A 24,076-nucleotide genomic window follows, 5' to 3' on the forward strand; every position below is an offset into this window, starting at 1 on the left:
TTGTCTCCGGTGGTTTTTATGGGGATCTGTTGCGCCGTGCGTCAGCGCGGCCGCAGCATCCATTCATGCGCGGGATCGTTGCGAAAGGCCCAGCGCCGCTCGGGCCCGGCCATGGTGTTGAGGTAGTAGAGGTCGTAGCCGTGCGGGGCCACGCAGGGGTGGTAGCCGCGCGGCACCATCACGGTGTCGCGGTGCTCCACGGCCATGGCTTCGTCGATGCTGCGGTCATCGGTGTAGACGCGCTGGAAGGCAAAGCCCTGGCTGGGGTTGAGCAGGTGGAAGTAGGTTTCCTCCAGCACGGTCTCGGCGTCCGGCGCGGCGGGGTCGGCGCTGTCGTGCTTGTGCGGCGGGTAGCTGGACGAGTTGCCCGCCGGCGTGATGACCTCGACCACCAGCAGGGACTCGGCCGCCTCGGTCTCGGGCAGGATGTCGCAGACATGGCGCGTGTTGCTGCCCTGGCCGCGCACGCTGCGGCGCATGCTTTCGGGCGCGATCACGCGCGTGGCATGGCGGCCCGTGGCGGGTGCGGCGCTCAAGGCAACGTCGGCCGGGCTGCGCGCCGTGATGCGCAGGCTTTGGCCGGGCGGCACGTACACGGCCGTGGGCGCACTCTCCTCGAACACGCTGGCGCGGCTGCCCAGGGCGCTGAACGCCTGGCTGCCGACCTGCACATCCACCTGGCCGGTGAGCACGGTGATGCAGTATTCAAGCGGTCCCGTGGACAACTCCTCCTGCTCGCCTGCCTGCAGCCTCAGGGCCTTGAAGTGGATGTGCTTCCAGCCCGCGCTGGCGGGCGTGATGTCGGTGACGATGCGGCCGGGCGCGGCCTTGACGAGCAGGCTCATGCTGCAGTTCCTTCGGTGATGTCCTGGGAGGTTTCCACGCGGCTGGCATCCCAGCCGGCGATCAGGGCACGGAAGTTGGCGGCGACGGCATCGCGCAGGCCGGCATCGTCCAGCTCGTTGCGCAGCCACTGCAGCGCGGGTCCGGCCCAGACGCTGCGGCCGATCATGAAACCCTTGACCACGGGCGCCCGCGCCTGGGCAAAGCCCTGCACCAGTTGCTCCACGGGCTGGGACAGCCCCAGGATCACGGCGCCCCGGCACCAGGGGTCGCGTTCGTTCACCAGGGCGTCCAGCGCCTCCCAGTTCTCGCGCGCCATGGTGCCGACCTTCCACCATTCGGGCCTGAGGCCGAGGTCGTAGAAGTGGCGTATGGCGCGCAGCACGGCCTCGCCCCGGTCGTCGGGCGCCAGCGTGTCCTTTGGCGGGATCACTTCCAGCAGCAGCTCATGGCCGCTGGCGCGCGTGGCGGTCCAGACCTGCTGCAGCCAGGCATCCTGCTCGGCGCGCAGTGCGGGCGTGTCGTCGGGGTGGTAGAAAATCAGGCATTTGACGGTATGGCTTTGCGGCCAGTGCAGCAGTTCGGAGGCCAGCGAGTCCGTGCCGTCAAAGCGCAGCGGGCGCGAGCCCGGCAGCTCGATGGGCCGGCCTATCCACCAGCCGCGTCCCGTGGCGTCGTGCAGCGCGGCCTCGCCCAGGTCGTGCCGGCCGTCGATCAGCACGCCCATGCGGCCCGCGTTGCCCGGATCGCGCTCGACCTGGGCGACCACCTCGTTGATCAGCCGCTTGAGCGGGCGCAGCCGCGCGGGCGCTGCGCCGGCCTCGCGCGCCAGATCGTCGAACTGGCTGCGGTGGTCATAGGCCAGCACGCACAGCGCGGGCCACTGCGGCCGCGCGCGGCTGACGCGGTGCAGGTGGGACAGCTCGGGGTCCTGGTCGGGACGCGGATGGCGGTGGCCCGAGAACCAGTGCGCCAGCTCGGCCTGCGTGGGCATGGCCGGCGCGCAGCCATGGCGCGAGACCACGATGGCGCCGCAGGCGTTGGCAATCGCCGCAGATTCGGCCAGGCTCTTGCCGCGCAGCAGCCCCGACAGAAGGCCGGAGGCAAAGGCATCGCCCGCGCCCAGCACATTGAGCACTTCCACGCGTTCGCCCGGCACCGTGGGCGCCTGGTCGATGGCATCGGGCACCGCGCCTTCGATCAGCGAGCAGCCCAGCGGCCCGCGCTTGACCACGAAGACGGCGCGGCTGCATTCGCGCACGCGGCGCAGGCTGGCGATCAGGTCACCCTCCACGCCGCCGGCGATCAGCCATTCCTCTTCGGTGCCGATGATGAGTTCGAACGGGCCCAGCTCGGCCTGCAGCCTGCGGCTGACCTCGGCGCTGGCGACATAGCGTGTCTCGCCGTCGCCCCGTCCGGCCAGGCCCCACAGCACGGGCCGGTAGTCGATGTCCAGCACGCGCACCAGTCCGTGGCGGCCCGCGATCTCCAGCGCCCTGCGGCTGGCGGCCAGCACGCCGGGCGCGCTCAGGTGGGTGCCCGTGATGGCCAGGCAGCGGCAGCGGGCCAGGAATTCCTCGCTGATGGCTGCGGCGTCCAGCGCCATGTCGGCGCAGTCCTCGCGGGCGAACAGCAGGGGGAAGGTCTCCTGGTCCTTGATGCCCAGCAGCACCATGCCGGTCAGGCGCCGGGCATCGACCTGCACCTGGCTGGTGTCGCAGCCCTCGCGCTGCAGCGTCTCGACCAGGAAGCGGCCGTTGTGCTCATTGCCCACGCGCGAAATCATGGCCGAGCGCAGCCCCAGGCGCGCCGTGCCGAAAGCCATGTTGCCGGAGGAGCCGCCCAGGTACTTGGCAAAGCTGCTGGCCTCCTCCAGGCTGCAGCCTGTCTGCTGCGCGTACAGGTCCACGGCCAGACGGCCCAGGCAGGCCACGTCCAGCGGACGGTCGGAGGGAAAGTTCAGCATGCTCATCGTCATAGGCCTGTGCGTTGCGGACACCCGCGTGCGGGCCTGTCCATAATCGTTGCGTGCATGCGATCATAGATCGAAATAGAAAAAGTTTTCCATATATATGAAAAATAGAAAAACCCTTGGCGATGCAGGCGCCCCCTCGCTGGCCGGCCCCTACGCCGACCGCGCCGCCTTCCTCACCGTGCTGCGCGAAGGCTTCGAGGCCCTGAGCCGCCAGCTCAAGGCCATCGGCCGGCATGTGGAGATGCAGGGCGATCGCCTTGCCTTCGACGGCATCCAGGCCACGGCCGAACAGTGCGGTGTGCAGCCTTCTGCCGTGGTGCGCTTTGCCAAGCATTTCGGGTTCTCGGGGTACTCGGAACTGCAGGCGCTGTTCCGCGCCGATGCGGCGCGCCAGCTCTCGGCCCAGCATGACTACCAGGACCGCATCCGGGGCCTGATCGCCTCGGGCAACGAGCCACGCAGCAGCGCGCGCCTGGCGCACGAGGTCATCGAAGGCAGCATCGAAAGCCTGCAGGCCCTGCAGCGCGGCCTGCCGCCCGAGCAGTTCGAGGCGGCGGTGGACCTCATGCTGGATGCCCCCTCGCTGTGGCTGGCCGCCTCGCGCCGGGCCTTCCCCGTGGGCGCCTACCTGGCCTATGCGCTGCAGCACACCGAAAAGCCCGTGCACTGGCTGCACGGCCTGGGCGCCATGCAAAAGGGCGAGCTGCGCGCGCTGTCGCCCGGCGACGTGATGCTGGCCGTCTCCTTCGAGCCCTATGCGCCCGAAACGCTGGAGGTGGTGGACGCGGCCCTGGCACGCGGCGCGCGCCTGCTGGCGCTGACCGACAGCCAGCTCAGCCCCCTGGCATCCCGCGCCACCGTCACCCTGCTGGCCCAGGACGCAGCCACCTTCGGCTTTCGCTCCCTGACCAGCACGCTGACCCTGGCGCAGTCGCTGTTCCTGGCGCTGGCCTACCGGATGGAGCTGGCGTACGAGCCTTCGGGGAAGAGGTCCTAGGCGGCAGCGTTCCGCCCAGCGCCGCTTTGTGGGGGTTCACCAATGCGCAGGCTTGCCGGCTGGTTTTTTCCGCGTCTGCACGTTCAGCGGCAACTGCGATTGCGCCAGCTCGTCGTCCCTGATGTGATGGCGAACCCAGTGCGCCAACGCCGTCAAGCGCTTGTTGGGCACTTTGCCGTCTGCTGCGGTCCTGTCGCGCAATGGCATGACCAGCCCCAGCCTGGCGGCGGGCACGTCCTCGCGCAGCATGCGCAGTGCGGGTTCCACGTCACTGTCGTTGGAGCAGATCACCAACTGGTCGCATTCGCCACGTACTGCATCACGGTAGGCGTGCAGCGCAAGGTTCACGTCGGTCTGCTTTTCTTCGATCATCCAGACGCGCGACACGTTGTTCTTGCTCGGGTTGGCGCCCGCTTGGTAGCTCGGCAGGGATGTGGGTTCGAAGACGTGGAAGCCGTTGACGATCTGGATCAGGCCAGGGTCTCGTGCCCGCAGGGCGCGAAGGTACTGGGTCTGTGCCTGGACCGATGCCTCGCCATGCCGGGCGTACGAGGCTTTGACGGGGGCCGTGAAGTACTTGATGGCGACAACCTCTGCGCCAGGGTCTTGCGGCAGCAGGATGCGATCACGAAACAGCGCAGCAATGTCCAGCCACTTGTACGGCGTGCCCTTGAGCCGCGAGTAGTAGAGGTTGTAGCCGTCGATGTAGATGGTTGTTCTGGTCAATGTCCAAGCCACCAATGAAAAGACCACCTTGCGGTGGCCTTTTCGCCCTAAGCCTGAGCCAACTGAATGACACCGCGAAGGGATTGTGTAGCGCGATTCTAGCAACTCCTGCCATTCAAAGGCCTGGAACTGCGCCTGTTCCTGCGCCGCACGCCGTTGGACAGGCGCGCGGGTTGAGCCCCATGCGGCACTGCAGTCCCGGGGGGACCTCTTCTACCCCGCAGCCGCCGCGCGCAGCAGCCGGTCGCGCACGCCTTCCCAGTCCGGCGTGTCGGGCGGGGTCTCGATCCAGATTAGCTGGGCGCCGATCTCGTCGAAGTCGCGCAGGGCGCCGAACAGCTCGCGCGCGGTGGCGGCGGCGTCGGCGGGCATGGCGCGCAGCGTGACGGCGCGCGAGGCGGTGCGCAGCGGTGCGCGGTGGTAGACGGCCAGGTTCCGGGCGTCGGCGCCCAGCACGTCCAGCCCGGCCTGCAGCTGCCTTGCATCCATGAGCCGGACCTTGGCGTTGGGCGCGTAGTGGGCCAGCAGCGTGCCGGAGGCGCGTGGCGTGTTCTCCAGCAGCTCGTCCTTGGACAGGGGGCGCTGGCCGCAGGCGCGCTCGATGTCGTCGCGCGTGATGGCGCCGGGGCGCAGCAGCACGGGCACGCCGCGCGTGCAGTCCACGATGGTCGATTCAATCCCCACTTCGCAGGCGCCGCCGTCCAGCACCAGCAGCGCGTCGCCGAACTCGCCGGCCACATGGGCCGCCGTGGTGGGGCTGACGCGGCCGAACTTGTTGGCGCTGGGCGCCGACACACCCCAGACGGGCGGCTGCAACTGCTGGCAGGCGGCCAGCACGGCATGGGCGACGGGGTGGGAGGGGCAGCGCAGGCCCACGCTGTCCTGGCCTCCGGTCGAGGCCCGGGCGGCCTGGGGCAGGCGCGGCAGGATGAGGGTCAGCGGGCCGGGCCAGAAGGCGTCGATCAGCTGCTGAGCGAACAGCGGCACTTCACGCGCATAGCGCGTGATGGCGCCGCTGTCGGCCACATGCACGATGAGCGGATGGTTGGGCGGCCTGCCTTTGGCGGTGAAGATCTGCGCGACGGCCGCGTCGTTGTCGGCGTCGGCCGCGAGGCCGTAGACGGTTTCCGTGGGCAGGCCCAGCAGTTCGCCGCGCTGCAGCGCCTGTGCGGCGGCCTGGACAGAGGCCGCCAGCGTTCCATCAAGAATCATCGCGCGGGCCTTCAGAACGGCTCTATACCCAGGATGGCAGCGGCCTGCAGGGCGGTGGAGCGCACGGCCTCGGGCGTGGGGCCGGTGACGTTCAGGTGGCCCATCTTGCGGCCGCGCTTGGCGTCGTGCTTGCCGTACAGGTGCAGGTGGCAGCCGGGCAGGGCCAGGACCTGGTCCCAGGCCGGCGCCTTGGCCTGTTCGCCGTCCTTGAACCACAGGTCGCCCAGCAGGTTCAGCATGATGGACGGGCTGTGCTGGCGCGGCTGCGTCAGCGGCAGGCCGGTCATGCAGCGCACCTGCAGCTCGAACTGCGAGACATCGCAGGCGTTCTGGCTGTAGTGGCCGCTGTTGTGCGGGCGCGGCGCGATCTCGTTGACCACGAGCATGCCGTCCTGCAGCACGAAGAATTCGACGCAGAGCACGCCCACGTAGTCCAGGCCGTCGGCCACGGAACGTGCGGCGGCCAGCGCCTGCTCGACCTGGGCCTGGGGCAGGTTGCCTTCGTAGACCTCGGTGACGGAGAGGATGCCCTCGCGGTGCAGGTTGCGCTGCACGGGCAGGTTGACCATGGAGCCATCACGGCCGCGCGCCACGATGACCGAGCATTCATGGGCCAGCGGCAGCATTTTTTCCAGCACGCAGGCCACGCGGCCCAGTTGCTCCCAGGCGGTGGCCAGCTCGGCGGCGTTCTTCACGCGCACCTGGCCCTTGCCGTCGTAGCCCATGCGCGCGGTCTTGAGGATGCCGGGCAGCAGGCTGGCGTGCACGGCGGCCAGCTGGGCCGGCGTCTCGATCACCGCGTAGGGCGCGCAGGGCACGCCGCAGCGCACGAAGTGGGCCTTCTCCTGGGCGCGGTCCTGGGCAATGGCCACGGAGGAGCCGGCCGGCGAGACCGGCCGCTGGGCGGCCAGCAGGTTCAGCGCCGCGGCGGGCACGTTCTCGAATTCGGTGGTGACGGCGGCCGACAGGCGCGCCAGCTCGGCCAGGCCCTGCGGGTCCTCGTAGCCGGTGCGTATGTGGTGGTGGCTGACCAGGCCCGCGGGGCTGGTCGGGTCGGCGTCGAGCACGGCCGTGAAATAGCCCATGGCCTGGGCCGACTGCACGAACATGCGGCCGAGCTGGCCGCCGCCCAGAACGCCCAGGGTGGCGCCGGGCAGGATCACTTCAGCGGCGCTCATGCGGCCACCGAGGGAAGCGTCATGGCACGCGCGGCGGCGGTCTGCTCGGCGCGGAAGGCTTCGAGCTTCGCCCGCAGGGCCGGGTCCTCATTGGCCAGCAGGGCCACGGCGAACAGGGCCGCATTGGCCGCGCCGGCCGCGCCGATGGCAAAGGTGGCCACGGGCACGCCCTTGGGCATCTGCACGATGGAGTGCAGCGAGTCCACGCCCTGCAGGTGGCGGCTGGCCACCGGCACGCCGAGCACGGGCACCACGGTCTTGGCGGCGATCATGCCGGGCAGGTGGGCGGCGCCGCCGGCGCCCGCGATGATGGCCTTCAGGCCCCGGCCTGCGGCGGCCTCGGCATAGGCGAACATGTCGTCGGGCATGCGGTGGGCCGAGACGACCTGGGCTTCATGGGCGATGCCAAATTGCTGAAGAATGGCAACTGCGTGCTGCATGGTCTCCCAGTCGCTGCTGGAGCCCATGACCACACCGATCTGGATGGAGTTCATGTCGTGAGGGCGCCTGCGGCCCGGCCTAGTGGAACCCGCGATTTTACTTTTTTAGTCCGGATCGGCCCGCATCCCCCTGCAAATCACCGCACAGCCGTGTGCTGCTCGCGCGCAAAACCCAGCACACGCTGGCGAAACACATGGGCCAGCCAGGCCAGGGCCACCGCCACCTGCACGGCCAGCGACAGCCACATGCCGCTGGTGACGGGCTTGGTCAGGCCGGCTGCCAGCGGCTGGGCCAGCATGGCGGCATCGGCCCCGGCAAGGCCAAAGGCCAGCAGCGGCAGCACGATGTTGACCAGCAGCCAGGTGACGGCGAACGCGGCCAGCGGCGACTTGATGCGCCCGGCCAGCAGGGAAAAGCCCGTGGCCAGCGCGGCATCACGCAGCAACTGCGCCGTTGCCAGTGCCGCCAACTGGGCTGTACCGGGCAGGATGGGCTGGCCGCCTGCGGGCCACAGCAGCCACAGCGCACAGGCCAGCACGGCCAGCAGCCAGCTCACGGGCCACAGCGGCAGGGCCTCAAGCGCGCCACGCCAGCGCCCCTGCAACACGCACCATTGCACCTGGCGCCAGCTGCGCAGGCCTTCGTCCATGCCGTGCAGGCAGACATAGGCCGTGCCCGCCAGCGCCAGCCCCGTGGTCCATGCGAAGAAGGAGGCCGGGCCGGGGCCCTGCAACTGCATTGCATCGAGGTGCATGCCGCCAAAGGCCAGGCCCGCCACGCACAGGCCCAGCGGCCAGGCCCAGGGCAGGGTGCGCACATCCAGCCGCGTGCACAGCAGCCGCCACAGGGCCAGCAGGCCCAGCCCCAGCGCGATGGCGCCGAACAGGTAGATGGCGCCGCGCCCGTGCAGCGGTAAGGACCACCACAGCACAGGGCGGCCTTCCTCGCGGCCCAGCTGCTCGGTCAACCGGCCCAGGATGGGGCCGGGCAGCACCATCACGAACAGCAGCGGCACCAGCACGAAGCGGATGCGGCGCGCGGGTTGCTCCTTCGGCCCCCAGCCCATGAGCACGGAGTGCATGCTCCAGGCCTGCAGGGCCAGGCCCCACAGCGCGGCCTGCAGCACGGCGTGCACGCCCCAGGCCAGCCCGCCCGGCTGGCCCGCCGAGGTGACCAGCACGGCCAGCGCGCACCACAGCATGTACAGCCAGGCCGCCAGCGGGGCGCCCAGCAGCTTGCCCCAGGCCATTTGCCAGGGCGTGAGGGCTGACAGGCGCTGCCAGTCCCAGGTGTGCTGGTGCGCTTCCTCGTTGAGGCCGCGTCCGGCCAGCACGCTGCCCAGGCCGGCCGCGGCGATCCACATGCCGACCAGGGCGGCGATCAGCAGCGTGTGCAGGCGGCGGTCGGGCTGGACCAGGGCCATTGGCGTGGCCAGCAGCAAGGCGGTGAGCAGCAGGCTCCAGCCCAGCTGGGACGGCCGCCAGTTGAGCCAGAGCTGGCGCTGGAATTCGGGGTTGTGCGTCATGGCTGTTCCGCAGGGGTGGGGGTTGCTGCGTTCTGCAGGCCGCGCGCATAGCGGTCCTGCAGGCGCTCGCGCATCGGGGCCAGGCTGGCCACGGGCAGGCCGGTACCGACCAGGCGGGCCAGCAGATCGGCGCGCTCGCGCGGCAGGGTGGGCAGCCACAGCTGCAGATGCACCAGGCCCTGGTCATCGGGCGGCGGCACAGGGGTGTCGGGAAGGACCAGGTGCAGCTGCCGTGCCAGCGACCCGGCCGAGGCACCCGGTGGCGGTGCCAGCTCCAGTGCGTACAGTGCCAGCGGCGCATCGCCGCCGGCGGCAGGTGCCTTGATGCCGCCGTGCAGGGCCTCGTGGCTTTCCACGCGGCCGTCGCGCAGGCTCAGGATGTGGGTGCAGTACTCGTCCAGTTCGCTGAGGATGTGGCTGGAGACGATCAGGGTCATGCCCTGGGCCTGCAGCGCACGCATCAGCCTGGACAGGCTGGCGCGTGCCTCGGGGTCCAGGCCGCTGGCCGGCTCGTCCAGCAGCAGCACGCGCGGCTGGTGGACGATGGCCTGGCCGATGGCCACGCGCTGGCGCTGGCCGCGAGACAGCTCGGTGGGCAGGCGCTCCAGCAGATCGGCCAGGCCCAGCTGCCCGGCCACGTGCGCCACGCGCTGCGGCGCCTCGGACGGGGGCACGCCCATGGACAGGGCTGCGTACTGCAGGCAGCGCCGCACGCTCAGGCGGTCATAGAGGCCGAAGAAATCCGACAGATAGCCCAGGTGCCGGTGCACTTCGCGGGGCTGCTCCTGCACGGCAATGCCATGCACCTCTACCTGGCCCGACAGCGGCTGGTCCAGCCCGGCGATGCAGCGCATCAGCGTGGATTTTCCGGCGCCGTTGGGCCCCACCAGGGCCGTGACGGTGCCTGCGGCGATATGGACGCTGACGCCGTCCAGCGCGCGGTGGCCCGGGTACTCGAACACCAGCTGCGAAACCTTGATCAAGGCGAGCCCTCCCTCATTGTGTTGATGGCAGGCCGCAATGGCGGCTCAGCGCGCCAATATAGCCCAGCGCTGCCGCGCCTCGTCCCCGGCCGGGCGGCTTGAAATGCACGCAGCCGGCTCCCAACTGGGGTGGTTGCCGTCCATGGCGCCCACGCCATGGAATTGCTGGAGAATCACACGGTCCGCATCGGAGGCATCCGGCCGCCGAACTCCGAACCGCCACAGTTCGCGCGCCCTGGCCGCGCGCCTTGCCACAGGGTCTGATCACATGATTGATGTCACCATTGAGAATTTCGAAGCCGAAGTCGTCGCCGCCTCCATGCAGGTGCCGGTGCTCGTCGACTTCTGGGCGCCCTGGTGCGGCCCGTGCAAGACGCTGGGCCCCATCCTGGAAAAGCTGGAAGTGGCCTACGAAGGCCGCTTCAAGCTGGTCAAGATCGATTCCGACCAGGAGCAGCAGCTGGCCGGCATGTTCGGCATCCGCTCCATCCCGACCTGCATCCTGATGATGGGCGGCCGGCCCGTGGACGGCTTCATGGGCGCCCAGCCCGAAGGCAAGCTGCGCGAGTTCCTGGACAAGCACCTGCCCTCCGAAGGCGAGCTGGCGGCCGAGGCCGAAGCCGACGAGGCCCACCAGCTGCTGGAAGCCGGCGACACGCAGGCCGCCCTGCAAAAGCTGGCCGATGCGCTGGCCGCCGACCCGGCCAACGACGATGCGCGCTTCGACTACGTGCGCCTGCTGATCGCCACGGGCGGCTACGAAGAGGCCGGCGCCCTGCTGACCGAGCCGCTCAAGCGCATTCCCCAGCCCACGCGCTTCGAGGCGCTCAACCAATGGCTGCAGTGCATGCTCTTCGTGCACAACGACGATCGCGGCAACTGGGAGTTTGCCCAGTTCGATGCCGTCATCGCACAGAACAAGCGCGACTTCGACACCCGCTTCGGCAAGGCCCAGGCCCTGGCCGCCGAAGGCCAGTGGGCAGCCAGCATGGACGAGCTGCTGGAAATCATCATGCGCGACAAGGAATGGAACGGCCAGGCCGCGCGCAAGCTCTATGTGGGCATCCTGGAGCTGCTCACACCCCCGAAGCCCAAGAAGCAGGACGCCATCCCCGGCAAGAGCAGCGGCGGCATCGAGCTGCTGGGCAAGGGCGCGGCCGAGCAGGACGAGGCCACGCAGCTGGTCAACGGCTACCGCCGCAAGCTCAGCATGGCGCTGAACTGAGTCCGGCCGCGCGCCGGTGAAGAGACGGGAGCCTTGCGGCTCCCTTTTTTCATGGCGAGGGCTCAGGGTGCAACCGGCTCCTCGGCCGCATGCGCGCGGTGCAGCAACTGCACGAAGCCGGGCGCATCCGGCAGATGCACGTCCGCCAGGCGCCTGACCGCAATGCCGGGGGACCACGAATTCATCACCACGGCGCCGGCCAGGGATGGCAGGTCGGCCAGGGTCAGCACGGCCTCGCGCTGCGCCACGCCCATGCGCTGCAGCTGGCGGCGCAGCATGGACTCGGTCGTGCCCGGCAGCACCTGGGCGCGCGGCCAGACCACGGCATCTCCATCCCAGAAGGCCAGGTTCCAGATGGTGGCCTCGCCAATACGGCCGTGGCGATCGGCAAAGGCGGCATCGTCAAAGCCCTGGGCTACGGCGCGACGCAGCAGATGCGTCTTCGCCACCTCGCCCACATGCTTGAGGTGGGGCAGCATGCGTTCATGCTCGAACAGCGCCAGGCTCAAGGGCCCGGCAGGGCCCGAGGCGGGTGCCGAGGTCCGCACCAGCATGCGCGGCCGCGCATCGGCGGCCGTGAATTCCCCGGCAGGCGAGTACACCGTGGCGGTCAGCGACACATCCTGCGGGCCGTCGGCAAGCGCCGCCCGCAGCTGCGCCTGGACATGGTCATCGGGCAAGGCCTGGCCGTACAGCTCCAGCGAGGCCTGGCGCAGGCGCTGCAGATGCAGGTCCAGCCCGCGCAGCCGGCCGCCGCGCACCTGCATGGCCGTGAAATGGGCATGGCCGGCAAAGGCCAGGGCGGCGAGTTCGGCCGCCGTCGCGGGCTGTCCATCGACGAGGCTGGTGAAGAAAGAGGCAGTTTCCATGGATTCATCCATCAACAAGTTTTCTTGATTGTTCGATGGCGGTTCTAAAAGAGGAAGCAAGTAGTATTCGATGCTCCATCAAGAAAGATTTGAAGATCCATGCGCCAGCTTCCACCGGGCACACGCGCCCTGCGCAGCTTCGAGGCCGCAGGGCGCCACTTGAACTTCACGCGTGCGGCCAACGAACTGGGACTGACCCCGGCGGCGGTCAGCCACCAGATCAAGGAGATGGAGGAGCAGCTGGGCCTCGCCCTCTTCACGCGCAACAGCCGCAGCATGCAGCTCACGCCCGCAGGCAGCGTGCTGCTGGAGGCCACGGCCGAGGCGCTGGGCCTGCTGCGGCGCGCCACCGGCCGGGCGCGCCAACTGGCCCGGGGCGAGACGCGGCTGCGCCTGTCGCTGGGCGCGCGCTTTGCCACGCAGTGGCTGCTGCCCCGGCTGCCGCGCTTTCGCGCCGCGCATCCGCAGATCGAACTGAGCTTTGACATCAGCGACGAGGTGCGCGACTTCGACGCCGATGACATTGATGCCGGCATCCGCTTCGGCACCGGCCGTGATCCGCACACCCTGGCGGTGCGCCTGTTCGACGCCAGGGTCATCCCCGTCTGCAGCCCGGCCCTGCTGCAGTCCGGCCCGCCGCTGGCCAGCCCCGCCGACCTGCTGGGCCACACGCTGTGCCACGTGGACTGCATGGTGGACGGCCAGGTCTGGCCGAACTGGCCGATGTGGATGGCGGCGGCCGGCGTGGAGGGCCTGGACGCAGGCCGCTGCATCGCATTCACCGACTCCAGCCATGTCGTGCAGGCCGTGCTGGACGGCGGCGCCGTGGGCCTGGTCGAGCAGGACCTGGTGGCCGAAGACCTGGCCCGCGGCCGCCTGGTGCGCCTGTTCGACATCGCCGTGGGCCTGGGCCCGGCCTATGCCTACCACCTGCTCTACCCCCGGCGCAGCCAGGGCCAGCCGGCCATCGAGGCGCTGCGTGCGTGGGTGCTGCAGGAGGCCGGGCTGTAGCGCCTACTTTCGTACGGGATCGGCAAATCGCATCAACCCGCGCACCACGGCCTGCACGGCCGGGTCTTGCTGCGAGGCGCTGCGGCAGGCCAGACCCAGCGGGCGTGTCAGGGCGGGACTCAGCCCGCGCTGCTGAAGGGTGCGGCTGACGGCGTCCATGGGCTCCTCGCGTGGCAGGACGGTAGGACCGTGGCCTGCGGCGACCAGGGCGCGTATACCTTCGGGATAACTCATCTCCATGCGCGGCTGGGGCAGCAGGCCGGCCTGGGCAAACCATTGCGACAGCAGGCGGTGCATCTGGGTGCCGGCGGCAAAGCCTATCCAGGGCTGGGCGTTGAGCCATTCGGGCGTGATCTGGTCGGGCAGCGGCATCTGCGGCGGCGCGAACAGCTCCATGGGGTCGTTGCGCCAGGCCAGCACCTTGAGCCCCGCAGCCACGGGCTGGGGCAGGCCGACCAGGGCCAGGTCCAGGCTGCCGGCCGCCAGGCGCTGCATGGCCTGGGCCGAGCTCACGACTTCCAGGCGCAGCTCCACGCTCGGTGCGTGCTCGGCCAGCCATTGCAGCAGTTCGGGCAGCAGCAGGGGGCTGACGCCGGCCGAGGCGCCTATGCGCACGCTGGCGCCAAAGCCCTCGGCACGCTTGCGCACCTGGCGCAGCAGGGATTCGCTGTCTGCCAGCAGGCGGCGTCCGCCTTCGGCCAGCAGTTCGCCCGCAGGCGTCAGCTGCGCCTGGCGCTTGCCGCGCACCAGCAACGGTGTGTCCAGGCGCGCTTCCAGCTCCTGGATGTGCAGGCTGACGGCAGGCGGCGACAGGTGCAGGGCCTGGGCCGCGGCGGCCAGGGTACCCAGGTCGGCCACGGCCACCAGGGTCTGGAGCTGGTCGAGGTTCAGGCGTCGCATCAGGTTTCCTGAAGATAAGGTTCCGAAGATTCGACTTTATCTAATCTGGGTGCGAATCCATCATCCCGTCCCGTATCAGGAACGAGGCCATGGAATGGAATTGAGCAACGCGGTGCTGGCCGCGGCCCTGGGGGCCGCGCTGATGAATGCGGGATGGAACAGCGCCATCAAGCTGGGCGGCGACAAGATGGTCGCCATGGCGCTGACCACGGGGCTGGCCAGCCTGTGGTCTCTGCTGGTGCTGCCCTGGCTGGACTGGCGTGCGGCGGCGCTGTGGGATGCATCGGTGTGGTGGTGGCTGGCGGCCTCGGTGGCCGTGCACACCGTCTACCACTTCGTGCTGCCGCGCGCCTATCAGCATGGCGAGTTCGGCGTGGTCTACCCGGTGGCACGCGGCAGTGCGCCGCTGTTCGTGACGCTGGGCGCGGCGCTGCTGGCCGGTGAGTGGCCGGGCGCGACCGGGCTGGCCGGCGTGCTGTGCCTGTCGCTGGGCGTGCTGGCGCTGTCGTTGCGCAGCGGTGCGGCCAGCGGTTATGGCGGCAGCGGCTATGCGCTGGCCACGGGCGCCATGATTGCCTGCTACACGGTCATCGACGGGCTGGGTGCGCGCGCATCCGGTTCCGCGCTGCTCTATGCGGCCCTGCTCACGCTGGGCGATGGCCTGGCCACGGTGCTGATCGTCGCCTGGCGGCGCGGTCCTGCCGTGCTGCGCGCCGATGCTCGCACCTGGCGCCTGTGCGCCCTGGCCGCCGCCATGCAGCTGAGCGCCAGCTGGATGGCGACCTGGGCGCTGTCACAGGCGCCCATGGGGCTGGTGTCTGCACTGCGTGAAAGCAGCGTGCTGTTTGCAGGCTGGATTGCCGCCTGGCTGATGCGCGAGCGCCTGGGCCGCGTGCGCATGCTGGCCTCGGCCCTGGTGTTCGGCGGCATCGTGCTGGTGCGCTGGGGCGGTTGATCCGCCCGGCGCCAACGGCGGCTGCGTGCTCAGCCGTGGCTGATGCGCGTGCCCAGCAGGGACAGGAACTGTGCGATCCAGGCCGGATGGGCCGGCCAGGCGGGGGCGCTGACCAGGTTGCCTTCGGTGTGCGCCTGGTCCACGCCGATGTCGGCGTAGGTGCCGCCGGCCAGTTCGACCTCGGCACGGCAGGCCGGGTAGGCCGAGCAGGTGCGCCCCTTGAGCACGCCGGCGCCGGCCAGCAGCTGGGCGCCATGGCAGACGGCGGCCACGGGCTTGTTGTTGTCGAAGAAGTGGCGCACGGCGGCGCGCACGGCATCGTAGTTGCGCAGGTATTCGGGGCCGCGTCCGCCGGGGATCACCAGGGCGTCGTACTGCTCGGGCTTGATGTCGGCGAAGCTGGCGTTGAGCGTGAAGTTGTGGCCGGGCTTTTCGCTGTAGGTCTGGGCGCCCTCGAAATCATGGATGGCCGTCTTGATGTGGTCCCCCGCCTTCTTGTCGGGGCAGACCGCGTGCACCGTGTGTCCCACGGCCTGCAGGGCCTGGAACGGGACCATGGTTTCGTAGTCCTCGCAGTAGTCTCCGCAGATCATCAGAATCTTCTTGCCGGCCATGTGCTTGCTCCTTCGAAAAAAGTCAGAGGGAACGAGCATTGTGGCAGTGTCGGTGACGCCAACGTGACCGGCTGCAGAAACGGGCCCGCGCAATGAAAAAGAGAGCCGAAGCTCTCTTTTGCGGGGACAGGCAGGCTGCAGCTCAGGCCGTCAGGCGCTGCAGCGCTTCGCGGTACTTGGCGGCCGTCTTCTCGGTCACCTCCTGGGGCAGGCGGGGCGCCGGGGCGCTCTTGTCCCAGGGCTTGCCGTTGACCTGGGCCTGCTCCAGCCAGTCGCGCACGAACTGCTTGTCGTAGCTGGGCGGGTTCTCGCCCTTGGCCAGCGCCTGGGCATAGCCTTCCACGGGCCAGTAGCGCGAGCTGTCGGGCGTGAGCACCTCGTCCATCAGCACCAGTTCGCCGTTTTCGTCCAGGCCGAATTCGAACTTGGTGTCGGCAATGATCATGCCCTTTTCGAGGGCGATGGCGGCGGCTTCCTTGTAGATGCGGATGGCTGTATCGCGGATCTGGGAGGCCAGCTTCTCGCCGACCATCTCCACTGTGCGCTCGTAGGTGATGTTCTCGTCATGGTCGCCCATCTCGGCCTTGGCGGCCGGCGTGTAGATGGGCTCGGGCAGCTTGGCGGCGTTGGTCAGGCCTTCGGGCAGGGGAACGCCGCAGACCGAGCGCGATTCCTGGTATTCCTTCCAGCCGCTGCCGGCCAGGTAGCCGCGCACCACGGCCTCGATCAGCACGGGCTTGAGGCGCTTGACCAGCATGGAGCGGCCCGTGACCTGGGGCACTTCGGCGGGCGTGACCACGGATTCGGGCGCTTCGCCGGTCAGGTGGTTGGGGCAGATGTGGCCGAGTTTGTCGAACCAGAACAGCGCCATCTGCGTCAGCAGCTCGCCCTTGCCGGGGATGGGCTCGCCCATGATCACGTCAAAGGCCGAGAGGCGGTCCGAGGCCACCATCAGGATGCGGTCATCGCCCACGGCATAGTTGTCGCGCACCTTGCCGCGCGCGAGCAGCGGCAGCGAGGCAATGTTGGAAGTGTGCAGGGCGGAGGGACGGGACTGGGTGGTCATGTGAGGCAAGGGGCAATCTGGCAAAGAGGCTGCAGGGGCCGGAGGGCTGCAAGCGGCACGCGCAGGAGCGCGATTCTACCCAACGGCGCCTCACGGTGACGGACGGCCTGTGGCCACCCCCACCCCAGGGGCGCAGCCTGGCAAACCCGCCGATTGTGCGCCCAATCGCATGGCGCGCAAAACCCGCCTCCAAGGCCCTGCACCGTCCTGCGCTATCGGCTTGCGGCGTTGCTTTTGACCCGACCCGGGCGCATAGTGGATTCGCAAGCAAACGAATGCGCATTCCGGCCTGCAAGCACCTGTCCCGGCGGATCGTCCCCCGGTGGACCGGGCTGTTTCCATCCAGAGCAAGGAGTGTTTAGATATGAATCTGACGATTAGTGGGCATCACCTGGAGGTCACTCCCTCGCTGCGCAGTTACGTCATGGCCAAGCTCGAACGCATTCTTCGACACTTTGACCAGGTGGTGGATGTCAAGGTCTTGCTGACCGTTCATAACCAGAAGGAGAAGGAAAAGCGCCAACGTGCCGGTTGCACGCTGCGCGTCAAGGGCCAGGATCTCTTTGTCGAAACCTCTCACTTCGACCTTTATGCCGCCGTCGACGCGCTGGCTGACAAGCTGGACCGCCTCGTGGTGCGCTACAAGACCCGCCAGCAGGGCAGCCGCTACGGCACGGCCAAGCGGCTCGATGATGCTGGACTGACCCTGGCGTCAGTCGGGTGACAGGTAAGGCGCCGGCCCTGTGCGGGCGCTTACAATACCTGCGTTTTTGTGGCTGATGTGCCACGCACGACCACCGCCCTTCGGGGCGGTTTTTGATGGGGGTCAGGGTTTCCCCACGGTTTCCGGCACTGCGGTGCATAATTGTTTCCCGAACCATGAACCGTCTTGCCTCCATCCTGCCCGCCGCTCAAGTGCTCGTGAGCGTCGACGTCACCAGCAAAAAGCGCGCTTTCGAAGAAGCAGGTCTGCTATTCGAGAGCCTGCATGGCCTGTCCCGCGCACTCATCACCGACAGCCTCTTCGCGCGTGAACGCCTGGGCTCGACGGGGCTGGGCCATGGCGTGGCCATTCCCCACGGTCGCATCAAGGGGCTGACCGCTCCGATGGCAGCCGTGTTCCAGCTGGACCATCCCATTGGCTTCGATGCGCCCGATGAGCAGCCCGTGGGCCTGCTGATCTTTTTGCTGGTGCCCGAAGCGGCGACGCAAAAGCATCTGGAAATCCTTTCTGAAATCGCCGAACTGCTCAGCGACAGCCAGCTGCGCGAGCGGCTGAAGTCCTGCGGCGATGCGGCCCGGCTGCATGGAATGATTGCCGGCTGGCAGTCTTCCGCCGCTCCGCTGGTCTAAACTTTCTCTTCCCCTTTTCACGGGCCTTGCCATGAGACCCAGTGCCATCAGCGCCGACGTCCTTTTCGAGGAGTTCCGCTCCAGCCTGCGCTGGGAGTGGGTGGCGGGCCTGGGGGCCTCGGAGCGCCGCTTCGACGAGATGGCCGTGCGCTCGGCGCGCTCGGGCGCCGATCTCGTCGGCTACCTGAACTACATCCATCCCTACCGGCTGCAGGTGCTGGGCGAGCGTGAGATCGCCTATCTGACCAACGCCACGCCGCAGGACTGCCAGCGCCGCGTGGCACGCATCGTCACGCTGGAGCCGCCCGTGCTGGTGCTGGCCGATGGCCAGACGGCGCCCGAGGCGCTGCTGTCCATGTGCGAGCGTGCCCACATTCCCATGTTCGCCACGCGCGAGCAGTCGGCCTTCGTGATCGATGTGCTGCGCGCCTACCTGGCCAAGCATTTCGCCGACCGCACGACCATGCATGGCGTGTTCATGGACATCCTGGGCATGGGCGTGCTGATCACGGGCGAATCGGGCCTGGGCAAGAGCGAGCTGGGGCTGGAGCTGGTGACGCGCGGCAACGGCCTGGTGGCCGACGATGCCGTGGACCTGTACCGCATCAACCAGACCACGATCGAGGGCAAGTGCCCCGAGCTGCTGCAGAACCTGCTGGAGGTGCGCGGCATTGGCCTGCTCGATATCCGCGCCATCTTTGGCGAGACGGCCGTGCGCCGCAAGATGCGCCTCAAGCTCATCGTGCACCTGGTGCGCAAGGAAACCATGGAGCGCGAATACGAGCGGCTGCCAGCCGAGCCGCTGACGCAGGACGTGCTCGGCGTGCCCGTGCGCAAGGTGGTGATCCAGGTGGTGGCGGGCCGCAACATCGCCGTGCTGGTGGAGGCGGCCGTGCGTAATGCCATCTTGCAGCTGCGCGGCATCGACACCTACCAGGAATTCGTGCAGCGCCACCGCCGCGCCATGGAACGCGGCGACACCTTCTAGAAGTCTGCGCCGTCGCGGCGGCCGGCGGCCGGCGGCCTGTTGCCTGGCCCCCACTGTTTTCCCCGGGATTGTTTGCGGACCGTGCGCCCATGTTTGCGCGCGGTGCGTTGTCGTTGTTTTCTCAAATAAGAATAATTCTCATTTTCTATAATTCGGGCAGATGCCGTATCCGGCCTGTGTCCCGACGGGCTGCGGGCCTGGATGCGGCGCATTTTCTTCCGCCTTGAAAGCCCTCCCGGATGTCCTCTCGTTCCCGCACCGGCCTGCCGCGCGCAGGCGCTGTCAGCCCCTTCGCCCCCGTTTCACCGTTCCACGGCCTGGGCACCATCGCCCGTGTCTGCGCCATGGTTGCCGCTGCCGCTTTGCCCGCCGCCTCCTGGGCGGCCGACGCCGAACTGGGCGAGATCACGGTGCGCAGCACCACCGATCCCCAGGCACTGCCCACCGTGGCGCCGGGCGGCCAGGTGGCCAAGGGCGCGGGCCTGGGCGTGCTGGGCCAGCGCGATGTGATGGATACGCCGTTCAACATCACCTCCTACACGGCCGAAGGCATTGCCGACCAGCACGCGACCACGCTGATGTCGGTGCTGGAAAACGACCCCTCCGTGCGCTTCACCACCAACACCGGCCACGCCTACGAGAACTTCACCATCCGCGGCCTGGGTGTGAATGCCTCGGAACTGGGCTTCAACGGCCTGTACGGCCTGGCGCCCGATGGCCATGTGCCCACCGAGATGATCGAGCGCGTGGAAGTGCTCAAGGGCCCGGGCGCGCTGCTGAGCGGCATGACGCCGGGCGGCGCCGTGGGCGGCACCATCAACCTGGTGACCAAGCGTCCGCTGGCCCGGGACCTCACGCGCGTGACCACCATGCTCAGCAGCTCCTCGCAGCTGGGCCTGCAGGCCGATGTGTCGCGCCGCTTCGGCCCGGAACGCCGCCTGGGCATACGCATCAACGGCAGCACCTCGGGCGGCGATACCGAGATCGACGGCCAGAACCGCCGCCATGGCCTGGGCGCACTGGCGCTCGACTACCAGGGCGACGGTTTCACGCTGGGCCTGGATGCCTACAGCTACCGCTCCAACATCCGCGACGGCAGCCCGATGATGGTCAGCATGCAGAACCTCAAGCAGGTGATTGCAGCGCCCGACGCCAAGACCAATCTCTTCCCGGGCATACGTGCCCAGCAGCAAAGCGATGCGCTGATGCTGCGCGGCTCGGTGGACCTGGGGGCGGACTGGACGCTGTTCGGCTCGGTGGGCAGCGGCAAGCATTCCTATGACGGCATGCTCAACGGCACGCGCGTGGTGCTGCGCGCCCAGGGCGACGGCTCGGCCGTGGGCCAGACCTACAACCAGTACGGCTACACCGACAGCATGGCGGCCGAGTTCGGCGTGCGCGGGCGCCTGCGCACGGGCAGCGTGAGCCATCTGCTGGTCGCCTCCGTGAACTGGATGAACCAGAAGGGCGGCCGCGCGGCCGTGGCCACCAGCGCCAGCTACATCACCAACATCTACGACCCTGCGCCCATCACGCTGGCCGGCCCCTACGGCGCCATCAAGCAGGAGCGCGACGACGTGCTCAGCAGCCTGGCCCTGGCCGACACGCTGAGCTGGGGTGGCGACACCGTACAGCTCACCGTGGGCGCGCGCCTGCAGCGCGTGAACCAGAAGATGGCGCGCTATGACGAACATGCCATCTCGCCCGCGCTAGGCCTGGTGGTCAAGCCCTGGGGCGATGCGGTCTCGCTGTACGCCAACCATGTGCAGGGCCTGAGCGCGGGCTCCATCGTCGGCGCCACCTACGCCAATGCCGGCGAAGTGTTCGCGCCCTACAAGACCAAGCAGTTCGAGATCGGCGCCAAGTGGCGCACGGGTGATTTCACGCAGACGGTCTCGCTGTTCCAGATCGAGCGGCCTTCGTCCGTGGTGGAGACCGCGACCAACCGCCTGCTGATGGATGGCGAGCAGCGCAACCGGGGCCTGGAGTGGAATGTGTTCGGCGAGCCGCTGCGCGGCACGCGCGTGCTGGGCGGCCTGGCCTATACGCAGGCCATCCAGAGCAAGACCCAGGGCGGCGCGCGCGACGGCTACGGCGTCTACGGCGTGCCGCGCTGGACGGCCAACCTGGGCGGCGAGTGGGATGTGCCCGCGCTGCCGGGCGCCACGCTCACCGGCCGCCTGATCTACACGGGCGCGCAATGGGTGAATTCGGCCAACACGCTGAAGATGCCCAGCTGGACCCGCGTGGACGTGGGCGCGCGCTATGCCACCCGCATCGCGGCCAAACCCGTCACCTTCCGCGCCACGGTGGAGAACCTGTTCGACAAGTCCTACTGGGCCGGCAGTTTCAATGACAACTTCGCCACCACGGGCGGCCCGCGCACGGTGCGTGTCTCGGCCACGGTGGACTTCTGACGCCATGGCGCAAGCTGCACGACAAGGCCTGTGCCTGGCCACCTCGCTGCTGTGCCTGCTGGGCGCAGCCGTCCATGCCGCTGAAGACATGACGGCAACCGCATCGCGGCGGGCCCTGGCCGCACGGCCGGGCACGCTGGCGCCAGGCCAGGCGGCCACAGGGGTCCTGGCTGCCGGTGGGCGCGAGTCCTGGCGCGTCGATCTGCCCGCCGGCCATGTGGTCCAGGGTGAATTCGAGGGGCAGGGCGTGGCCCTCGACCTGGAGGATGCCCAGGACCGGCACCTGCGTCGCCTGGCCAGGCCTGATGGCGGCGCCCAGTCGCTGATGTGGGTCACGGAGGGAGCCGGACGGCAGCGGCTGGTGGCCAGGCGCGTGGCCCTGGCTGACCCCGGTTCCGGCGGTGAGGCGCAAGAAGCGGGGCGCTTCGCGCTGCGGCTGACCTCCAGCCTGGCGCCTGCCGGCAACAAGGCCTCGGCCACCTCCGAGCCTCCGGCACTGCAAAGCCCGCGGCTGCGGGCTCTGGCGCAGGCAATCCAGCGCGGCGCGGGTGCTGGTGTGGCTGCCGACGCCTTCTGGCGGCGCGTGCAGGAGGAAGGAACACCCATGGTCGAGCCCCTGTCCGAGGGGCACTCCCTGGTCACCTTCCTGTGGCGCGGCCGGCCGCGTGCGGGCATGCAGGGCGTGCGCCTGTTCGGCAGCCCGGCCGGCAACCATGATCCGCTGCAGCATCTGCCCGGCAGCGATGTCTGGTGGGCCAGCTTCCGCATGGCGGACAACGCCAGGCTCAGCTACCGGCTGGCGCCCGATGTGCCGCTGATCGAAGGCTCGGCCATGGAGCAGCGCCGCGCCCTGCTGGCCACGGCGCAGCGCGATCCGCTCAATCCCAAGACCTTCCCGCAGCCGCCCGAGGGCGGCTTCATCGATGTCTTCCAGGGCGCCTCCGTGCTGGAGCTGCCCAAGGCGCCGCCCCAGCCCTGGGTGGCGCCGCGCGCGGGCGTGGCGCAAGGACAACTGGTGCAGCATCGCCTGCGAAGCCGCGTGCTGGGCAACAGCCGCGATGTCTGGACCTACCGCCCGGCGGGCGGCCAGGCGCCCGAGGCGCTGCTGGTGCTGTTCGACGGCAATGCCTATGCAAAGCAGGTGTCCACGCCCACCCTCATCGACAACCTCATGGCCGACGGCCTGATCCCGCCCACGGCCGTGGTCCTGGTGGACAACGCCAGCCCGCAGGCACGCGGCAGGGAATTGCCGCCCAACACCGCCTTCGCGCGCTTTCTGGATGAGGAGCTGATGCCCTGGGTGGGGGAGCAGGGCCTGAGCCAGCCTGCGGCGCGCACGGTGATCGGCGGCTCCAGCTTCGGCGGCCTGGCCTCGGCCTATGCGGGCCTGGTCAATGCGCGCTGGTTCGGCAACGTGCTGAGCATGTCGGGATCGTTCTGGTGGTCGCCGGCCGGCGAGGTGCCGGGCTGGGTGCAGCGCCGCTATGCCCAGGAGCCGCGCCAGCCCGTGCGCTTCTATCTGGATGCAGGCCGCTACGAGCGTGCACGCGGCGGGCAGGACGGCATCCTGGAAACCAACCGCCACCTGGCCGACGTGCTGCGCGCCAAGGGCTACGAGGTCACGCAGGCCGAGCATGAAACCAGCCATGACTACCTGCAATGGCAGGGATCGCTGGCCTGCGGCCTGGTGGCCCTGCTCAACCCCGGGCGCTTTGCCCAGGGCCTGCCGGCCTGCGAGCGCATGCCGGACAGCACGCCCGCACTTCCCTGAGGCCGCCAAGGCCAATGTTTGAACTTCCTGGCAATACAGCAATCATTGAAAGAATGAACACCTTGAATGCAAATCATTCCCGGCGCCACATCCTGGCGACGATGGGCCAGGGCGCGGGCATGCTGGTCACGCTGCCTCTGGCACTGTCCATGGCCCATGCACAGACGGCAGCGGTCGGCAAGACCGTGACCGTGCCGCACGCCAAGGGCGAGATCCAGGTGCCCTTCAAGCCCGTGCGCGTGCTGGTGTTCGAGCTGGCGGCGCTGGACACGCTGCAGGCGCTGGGCGGCGAGGTGCGTGGCGTGCCCGAGTTCAAGATGCCGCCGCTGCTGGCCCGCTATGCCGATGCGAAATACGCACGCATCGGCAGCCTGTTCGAGCCCGACTACGAGGCCGTCAAGGCGCTTTCGCCCGACCTCATCATCGTGGGCGGCCGCTCCGAGGCCAAGTACAAGGAGCTGTCGCGCTTCGCCCCCGTGCTGGACCTGAGCGTCAGCGACCAGCACCAGATGGCCGATATCTACCGCAACATCCGCACGCTGGGCGCCGTCTACGGCCTGCAGGACAAGGCCGAGGCCGAGGTCCGGGCCGTGGAGCAGGCCATCGCCGCGCTGCATGGCAAGGCGCAGAACGCGGGCAAGGGGCTGGTGCTGCTGACCTCGGGCGGCAAGCTCAGCGCCTACGGTCCGGGCTCGCGCTTCGGCATGCTGCACGATGTGTTCGGCGTGAAGCCGGCCATCGACAACCTGACGGTGGCGCGCCATGGGCAGGTGGTCTCCTTCGAGTTCCTGCTCAAGACCAATCCCGACTGGCTGTTCGTCATCGACCGCGACGTGGCCATCGGCCAGGATGGCAAGACCGCCCAGCAACTGCTGGACAACCCGCTGGTGCGCGCCACCAAGGCCTGGCGCGGCAAGCAGGTGGTCTATCTGAACGCAGCCAACTGGTACACCCTGTCCAACGCCGGGCCGGGCGCGCTGAAGGCCAATATCCAGCAGCTGTCGGATGCCTTTGCCCGCACATGACG

21 protein-coding genes and 1 pseudogene are annotated in these 24,076 nt (G+C 69.0%); 10 read left to right on the forward strand and 12 right to left on the reverse strand.

The genetic code is table 11. The annotated features are described in order from the left end of the window. Positions 1 to 41: 41 nt before the first annotated feature. Positions 42 to 845 carry a 5-deoxy-glucuronate isomerase gene (gene iolB / locus ACF8NF_RS05980; RefSeq protein ID WP_017404006.1) on the reverse strand — a complete coding sequence of 268 codons (804 nt, stop codon included), beginning with the start codon at positions 843 to 845 and terminating at the stop codon, positions 42 to 44. After that, entirely contained in the window at positions 842 to 2,815 is a 1,974-nt protein-coding gene (gene iolC / locus ACF8NF_RS05985; RefSeq protein ID WP_392450253.1) for a 5-dehydro-2-deoxygluconokinase, read from the reverse strand. The genes iolB and iolC overlap by 4 nt, the downstream gene beginning before the upstream one ends. 100 nt (positions 2,816 to 2,915) lie before the next feature. Here iolC and ACF8NF_RS05990 point away from each other — a divergent pair, with 100 nt between their 5' ends. Beyond that, entirely contained in the window at positions 2,916 to 3,815 is a 900-nt protein-coding gene (locus tag ACF8NF_RS05990; RefSeq protein ID WP_392450255.1) for a MurR/RpiR family transcriptional regulator, read from the forward strand. A gap of 36 nt (positions 3,816 to 3,851) precedes the next feature. On the opposite strand, the gene ACF8NF_RS05995 is transcribed toward ACF8NF_RS05990, so the two are convergent. The 6 genes and pseudogenes from ACF8NF_RS05995 to ACF8NF_RS06020 all read right to left on the reverse strand — a co-directional run. Further along, a complete protein-coding gene (locus tag ACF8NF_RS05995; RefSeq protein ID WP_227468504.1) occupies positions 3,852 to 4,541 on the reverse strand; it encodes an NYN domain-containing protein in 690 nt (229 codons plus the stop codon). Between the two features lie 213 nt (positions 4,542 to 4,754). Then, positions 4,755 to 5,753: an L-threonylcarbamoyladenylate synthase gene (locus ACF8NF_RS06000; protein WP_392450256.1), complete on the reverse strand. Its 999-nt coding sequence runs from the start codon at positions 5,751 to 5,753 to the stop codon at positions 4,755 to 4,757. Positions 5,754 to 5,764: 11 nt separating this feature from the next. After that, on the reverse strand, positions 5,765 to 6,931 hold the full coding sequence (locus ACF8NF_RS06005; protein ID WP_047326339.1) for a 5-(carboxyamino)imidazole ribonucleotide synthase: 1,167 nt from the start codon (positions 6,929 to 6,931) through the stop codon (positions 5,765 to 5,767). After that, positions 6,928 to 7,425 (reverse strand): 5-(carboxyamino)imidazole ribonucleotide mutase, encoded by a 498-nt coding sequence (purE, locus tag ACF8NF_RS06010; RefSeq protein ID WP_016449129.1) that lies wholly within the window; start codon positions 7,423 to 7,425, stop codon positions 6,928 to 6,930. Before purE ends, ACF8NF_RS06005 begins: the two co-directional genes overlap by 4 nt. Before the next feature lie 83 nt (positions 7,426 to 7,508). Then, positions 7,509 to 8,897, reverse strand: a complete 1,389-nt coding sequence (locus ACF8NF_RS06015; RefSeq protein ID WP_310036598.1) for a hypothetical protein — start codon at positions 8,895 to 8,897, stop codon at positions 7,509 to 7,511. Beyond that, positions 8,894 to 9,814, reverse strand: a pseudogene (locus tag ACF8NF_RS06020) (ABC transporter ATP-binding protein); the annotation flags it as partial. The pseudogene ACF8NF_RS06020 and the gene ACF8NF_RS06015, both read right to left, overlap by 4 nt. Before the next feature lie 334 nt (positions 9,815 to 10,148). Between ACF8NF_RS06020 and trxA the strand changes: the two are divergent. After that, a complete protein-coding gene (gene trxA, locus ACF8NF_RS06025; RefSeq protein WP_016449132.1) occupies positions 10,149 to 11,105 on the forward strand; it encodes a thioredoxin in 957 nt (318 codons plus the stop codon). A gap of 62 nt (positions 11,106 to 11,167) precedes the next feature. Here the strand turns inward: trxA and ACF8NF_RS06030 are convergent, their stop codons facing one another. After that, the gene (locus ACF8NF_RS06030) at positions 11,168 to 11,974 is read right to left on the reverse strand and encodes an aminotransferase class IV family protein (protein ID WP_392450257.1); all 807 of its coding nucleotides are present in this window, start codon (positions 11,972 to 11,974) and stop codon (positions 11,168 to 11,170) included. A 99-nt stretch (positions 11,975 to 12,073) separates the two neighbouring features. Between ACF8NF_RS06030 and ACF8NF_RS06035 the strand changes: the two genes are divergently transcribed. Then, the gene (locus ACF8NF_RS06035) at positions 12,074 to 12,985 is read left to right on the forward strand and encodes a LysR substrate-binding domain-containing protein (RefSeq protein WP_392450258.1); all 912 of its coding nucleotides are present in this window, start codon (positions 12,074 to 12,076) and stop codon (positions 12,983 to 12,985) included. A gap of 3 nt (positions 12,986 to 12,988) precedes the next feature. On the opposite strand, the gene ACF8NF_RS06040 is transcribed toward ACF8NF_RS06035, so the two are convergent. Continuing rightward, positions 12,989 to 13,885: a LysR family transcriptional regulator gene (locus ACF8NF_RS06040; protein ID WP_392450260.1), complete on the reverse strand. Its 897-nt coding sequence runs from the start codon at positions 13,883 to 13,885 to the stop codon at positions 12,989 to 12,991. Positions 13,886 to 13,979: 94 nt separating this feature from the next. On the opposite strand from ACF8NF_RS06040, the gene ACF8NF_RS06045 reads away from it, so the two are divergent. Further along, the gene (locus ACF8NF_RS06045; RefSeq protein ID WP_047326333.1) at positions 13,980 to 14,840 is read left to right on the forward strand and encodes a DMT family transporter; all 861 of its coding nucleotides are present in this window, start codon (positions 13,980 to 13,982) and stop codon (positions 14,838 to 14,840) included. Positions 14,841 to 14,869: 29 nt separating this feature from the next. On the opposite strand, the gene ACF8NF_RS06050 is transcribed toward ACF8NF_RS06045, so the two are convergent. Both ACF8NF_RS06050 and ACF8NF_RS06055 read right to left on the reverse strand, forming a co-directional pair. Then, positions 14,870 to 15,454 (reverse strand): DJ-1/PfpI family protein, encoded by a 585-nt coding sequence (locus ACF8NF_RS06050; protein ID WP_016449139.1) that lies wholly within the window; start codon positions 15,452 to 15,454, stop codon positions 14,870 to 14,872. 142 nt (positions 15,455 to 15,596) lie between these two features. Continuing rightward, a complete protein-coding gene (locus ACF8NF_RS06055) occupies positions 15,597 to 16,520 on the reverse strand; it encodes a phosphoribosylaminoimidazolesuccinocarboxamide synthase (protein ID WP_016449140.1) in 924 nt (307 codons plus the stop codon). Positions 16,521 to 16,884: 364 nt separating this feature from the next. Between ACF8NF_RS06055 and hpf the strand changes: the two genes are divergently transcribed. From hpf to ACF8NF_RS06085, 6 genes are all read left to right on the forward strand, one after another. Further along, complete coding sequence (gene hpf, locus ACF8NF_RS06060; protein ID WP_016449141.1) at positions 16,885 to 17,244, forward strand: ribosome hibernation-promoting factor, HPF/YfiA family; 360 nt, start codon at positions 16,885 to 16,887, stop codon at positions 17,242 to 17,244. 155 nt (positions 17,245 to 17,399) lie between these two features. Further along, complete coding sequence (locus ACF8NF_RS06065) at positions 17,400 to 17,873, forward strand: PTS sugar transporter subunit IIA (RefSeq protein WP_016452020.1); 474 nt, start codon at positions 17,400 to 17,402, stop codon at positions 17,871 to 17,873. 31 nt (positions 17,874 to 17,904) lie between these two features. Then, positions 17,905 to 18,861: an HPr(Ser) kinase/phosphatase gene (gene hprK, locus ACF8NF_RS06070; RefSeq protein WP_016449143.1), complete on the forward strand. Its 957-nt coding sequence runs from the start codon at positions 17,905 to 17,907 to the stop codon at positions 18,859 to 18,861. Between the two features lie 239 nt (positions 18,862 to 19,100). Continuing rightward, on the forward strand, positions 19,101 to 21,278 hold the full coding sequence (locus ACF8NF_RS06075; protein ID WP_392450261.1) for a TonB-dependent receptor: 2,178 nt from the start codon (positions 19,101 to 19,103) through the stop codon (positions 21,276 to 21,278). A gap of 4 nt (positions 21,279 to 21,282) precedes the next feature. Beyond that, entirely contained in the window at positions 21,283 to 23,049 is a 1,767-nt protein-coding gene (gene fes / locus ACF8NF_RS06080) for an enterochelin esterase (protein ID WP_392450262.1), read from the forward strand. Positions 23,050 to 23,063: 14 nt separating this feature from the next. Continuing rightward, complete coding sequence (locus tag ACF8NF_RS06085) at positions 23,064 to 24,074, forward strand: siderophore ABC transporter substrate-binding protein (RefSeq protein ID WP_392450263.1); 1,011 nt, start codon at positions 23,064 to 23,066, stop codon at positions 24,072 to 24,074. Positions 24,075 to 24,076 lie beyond the last annotated feature (2 nt).

The organism is Delftia sp. WSY_22, assembly GCF_043104185.1.
Taxonomy (GTDB): Bacteria; Pseudomonadota; Gammaproteobacteria; order Burkholderiales; family Burkholderiaceae_C; genus Comamonas; species Comamonas tsuruhatensis.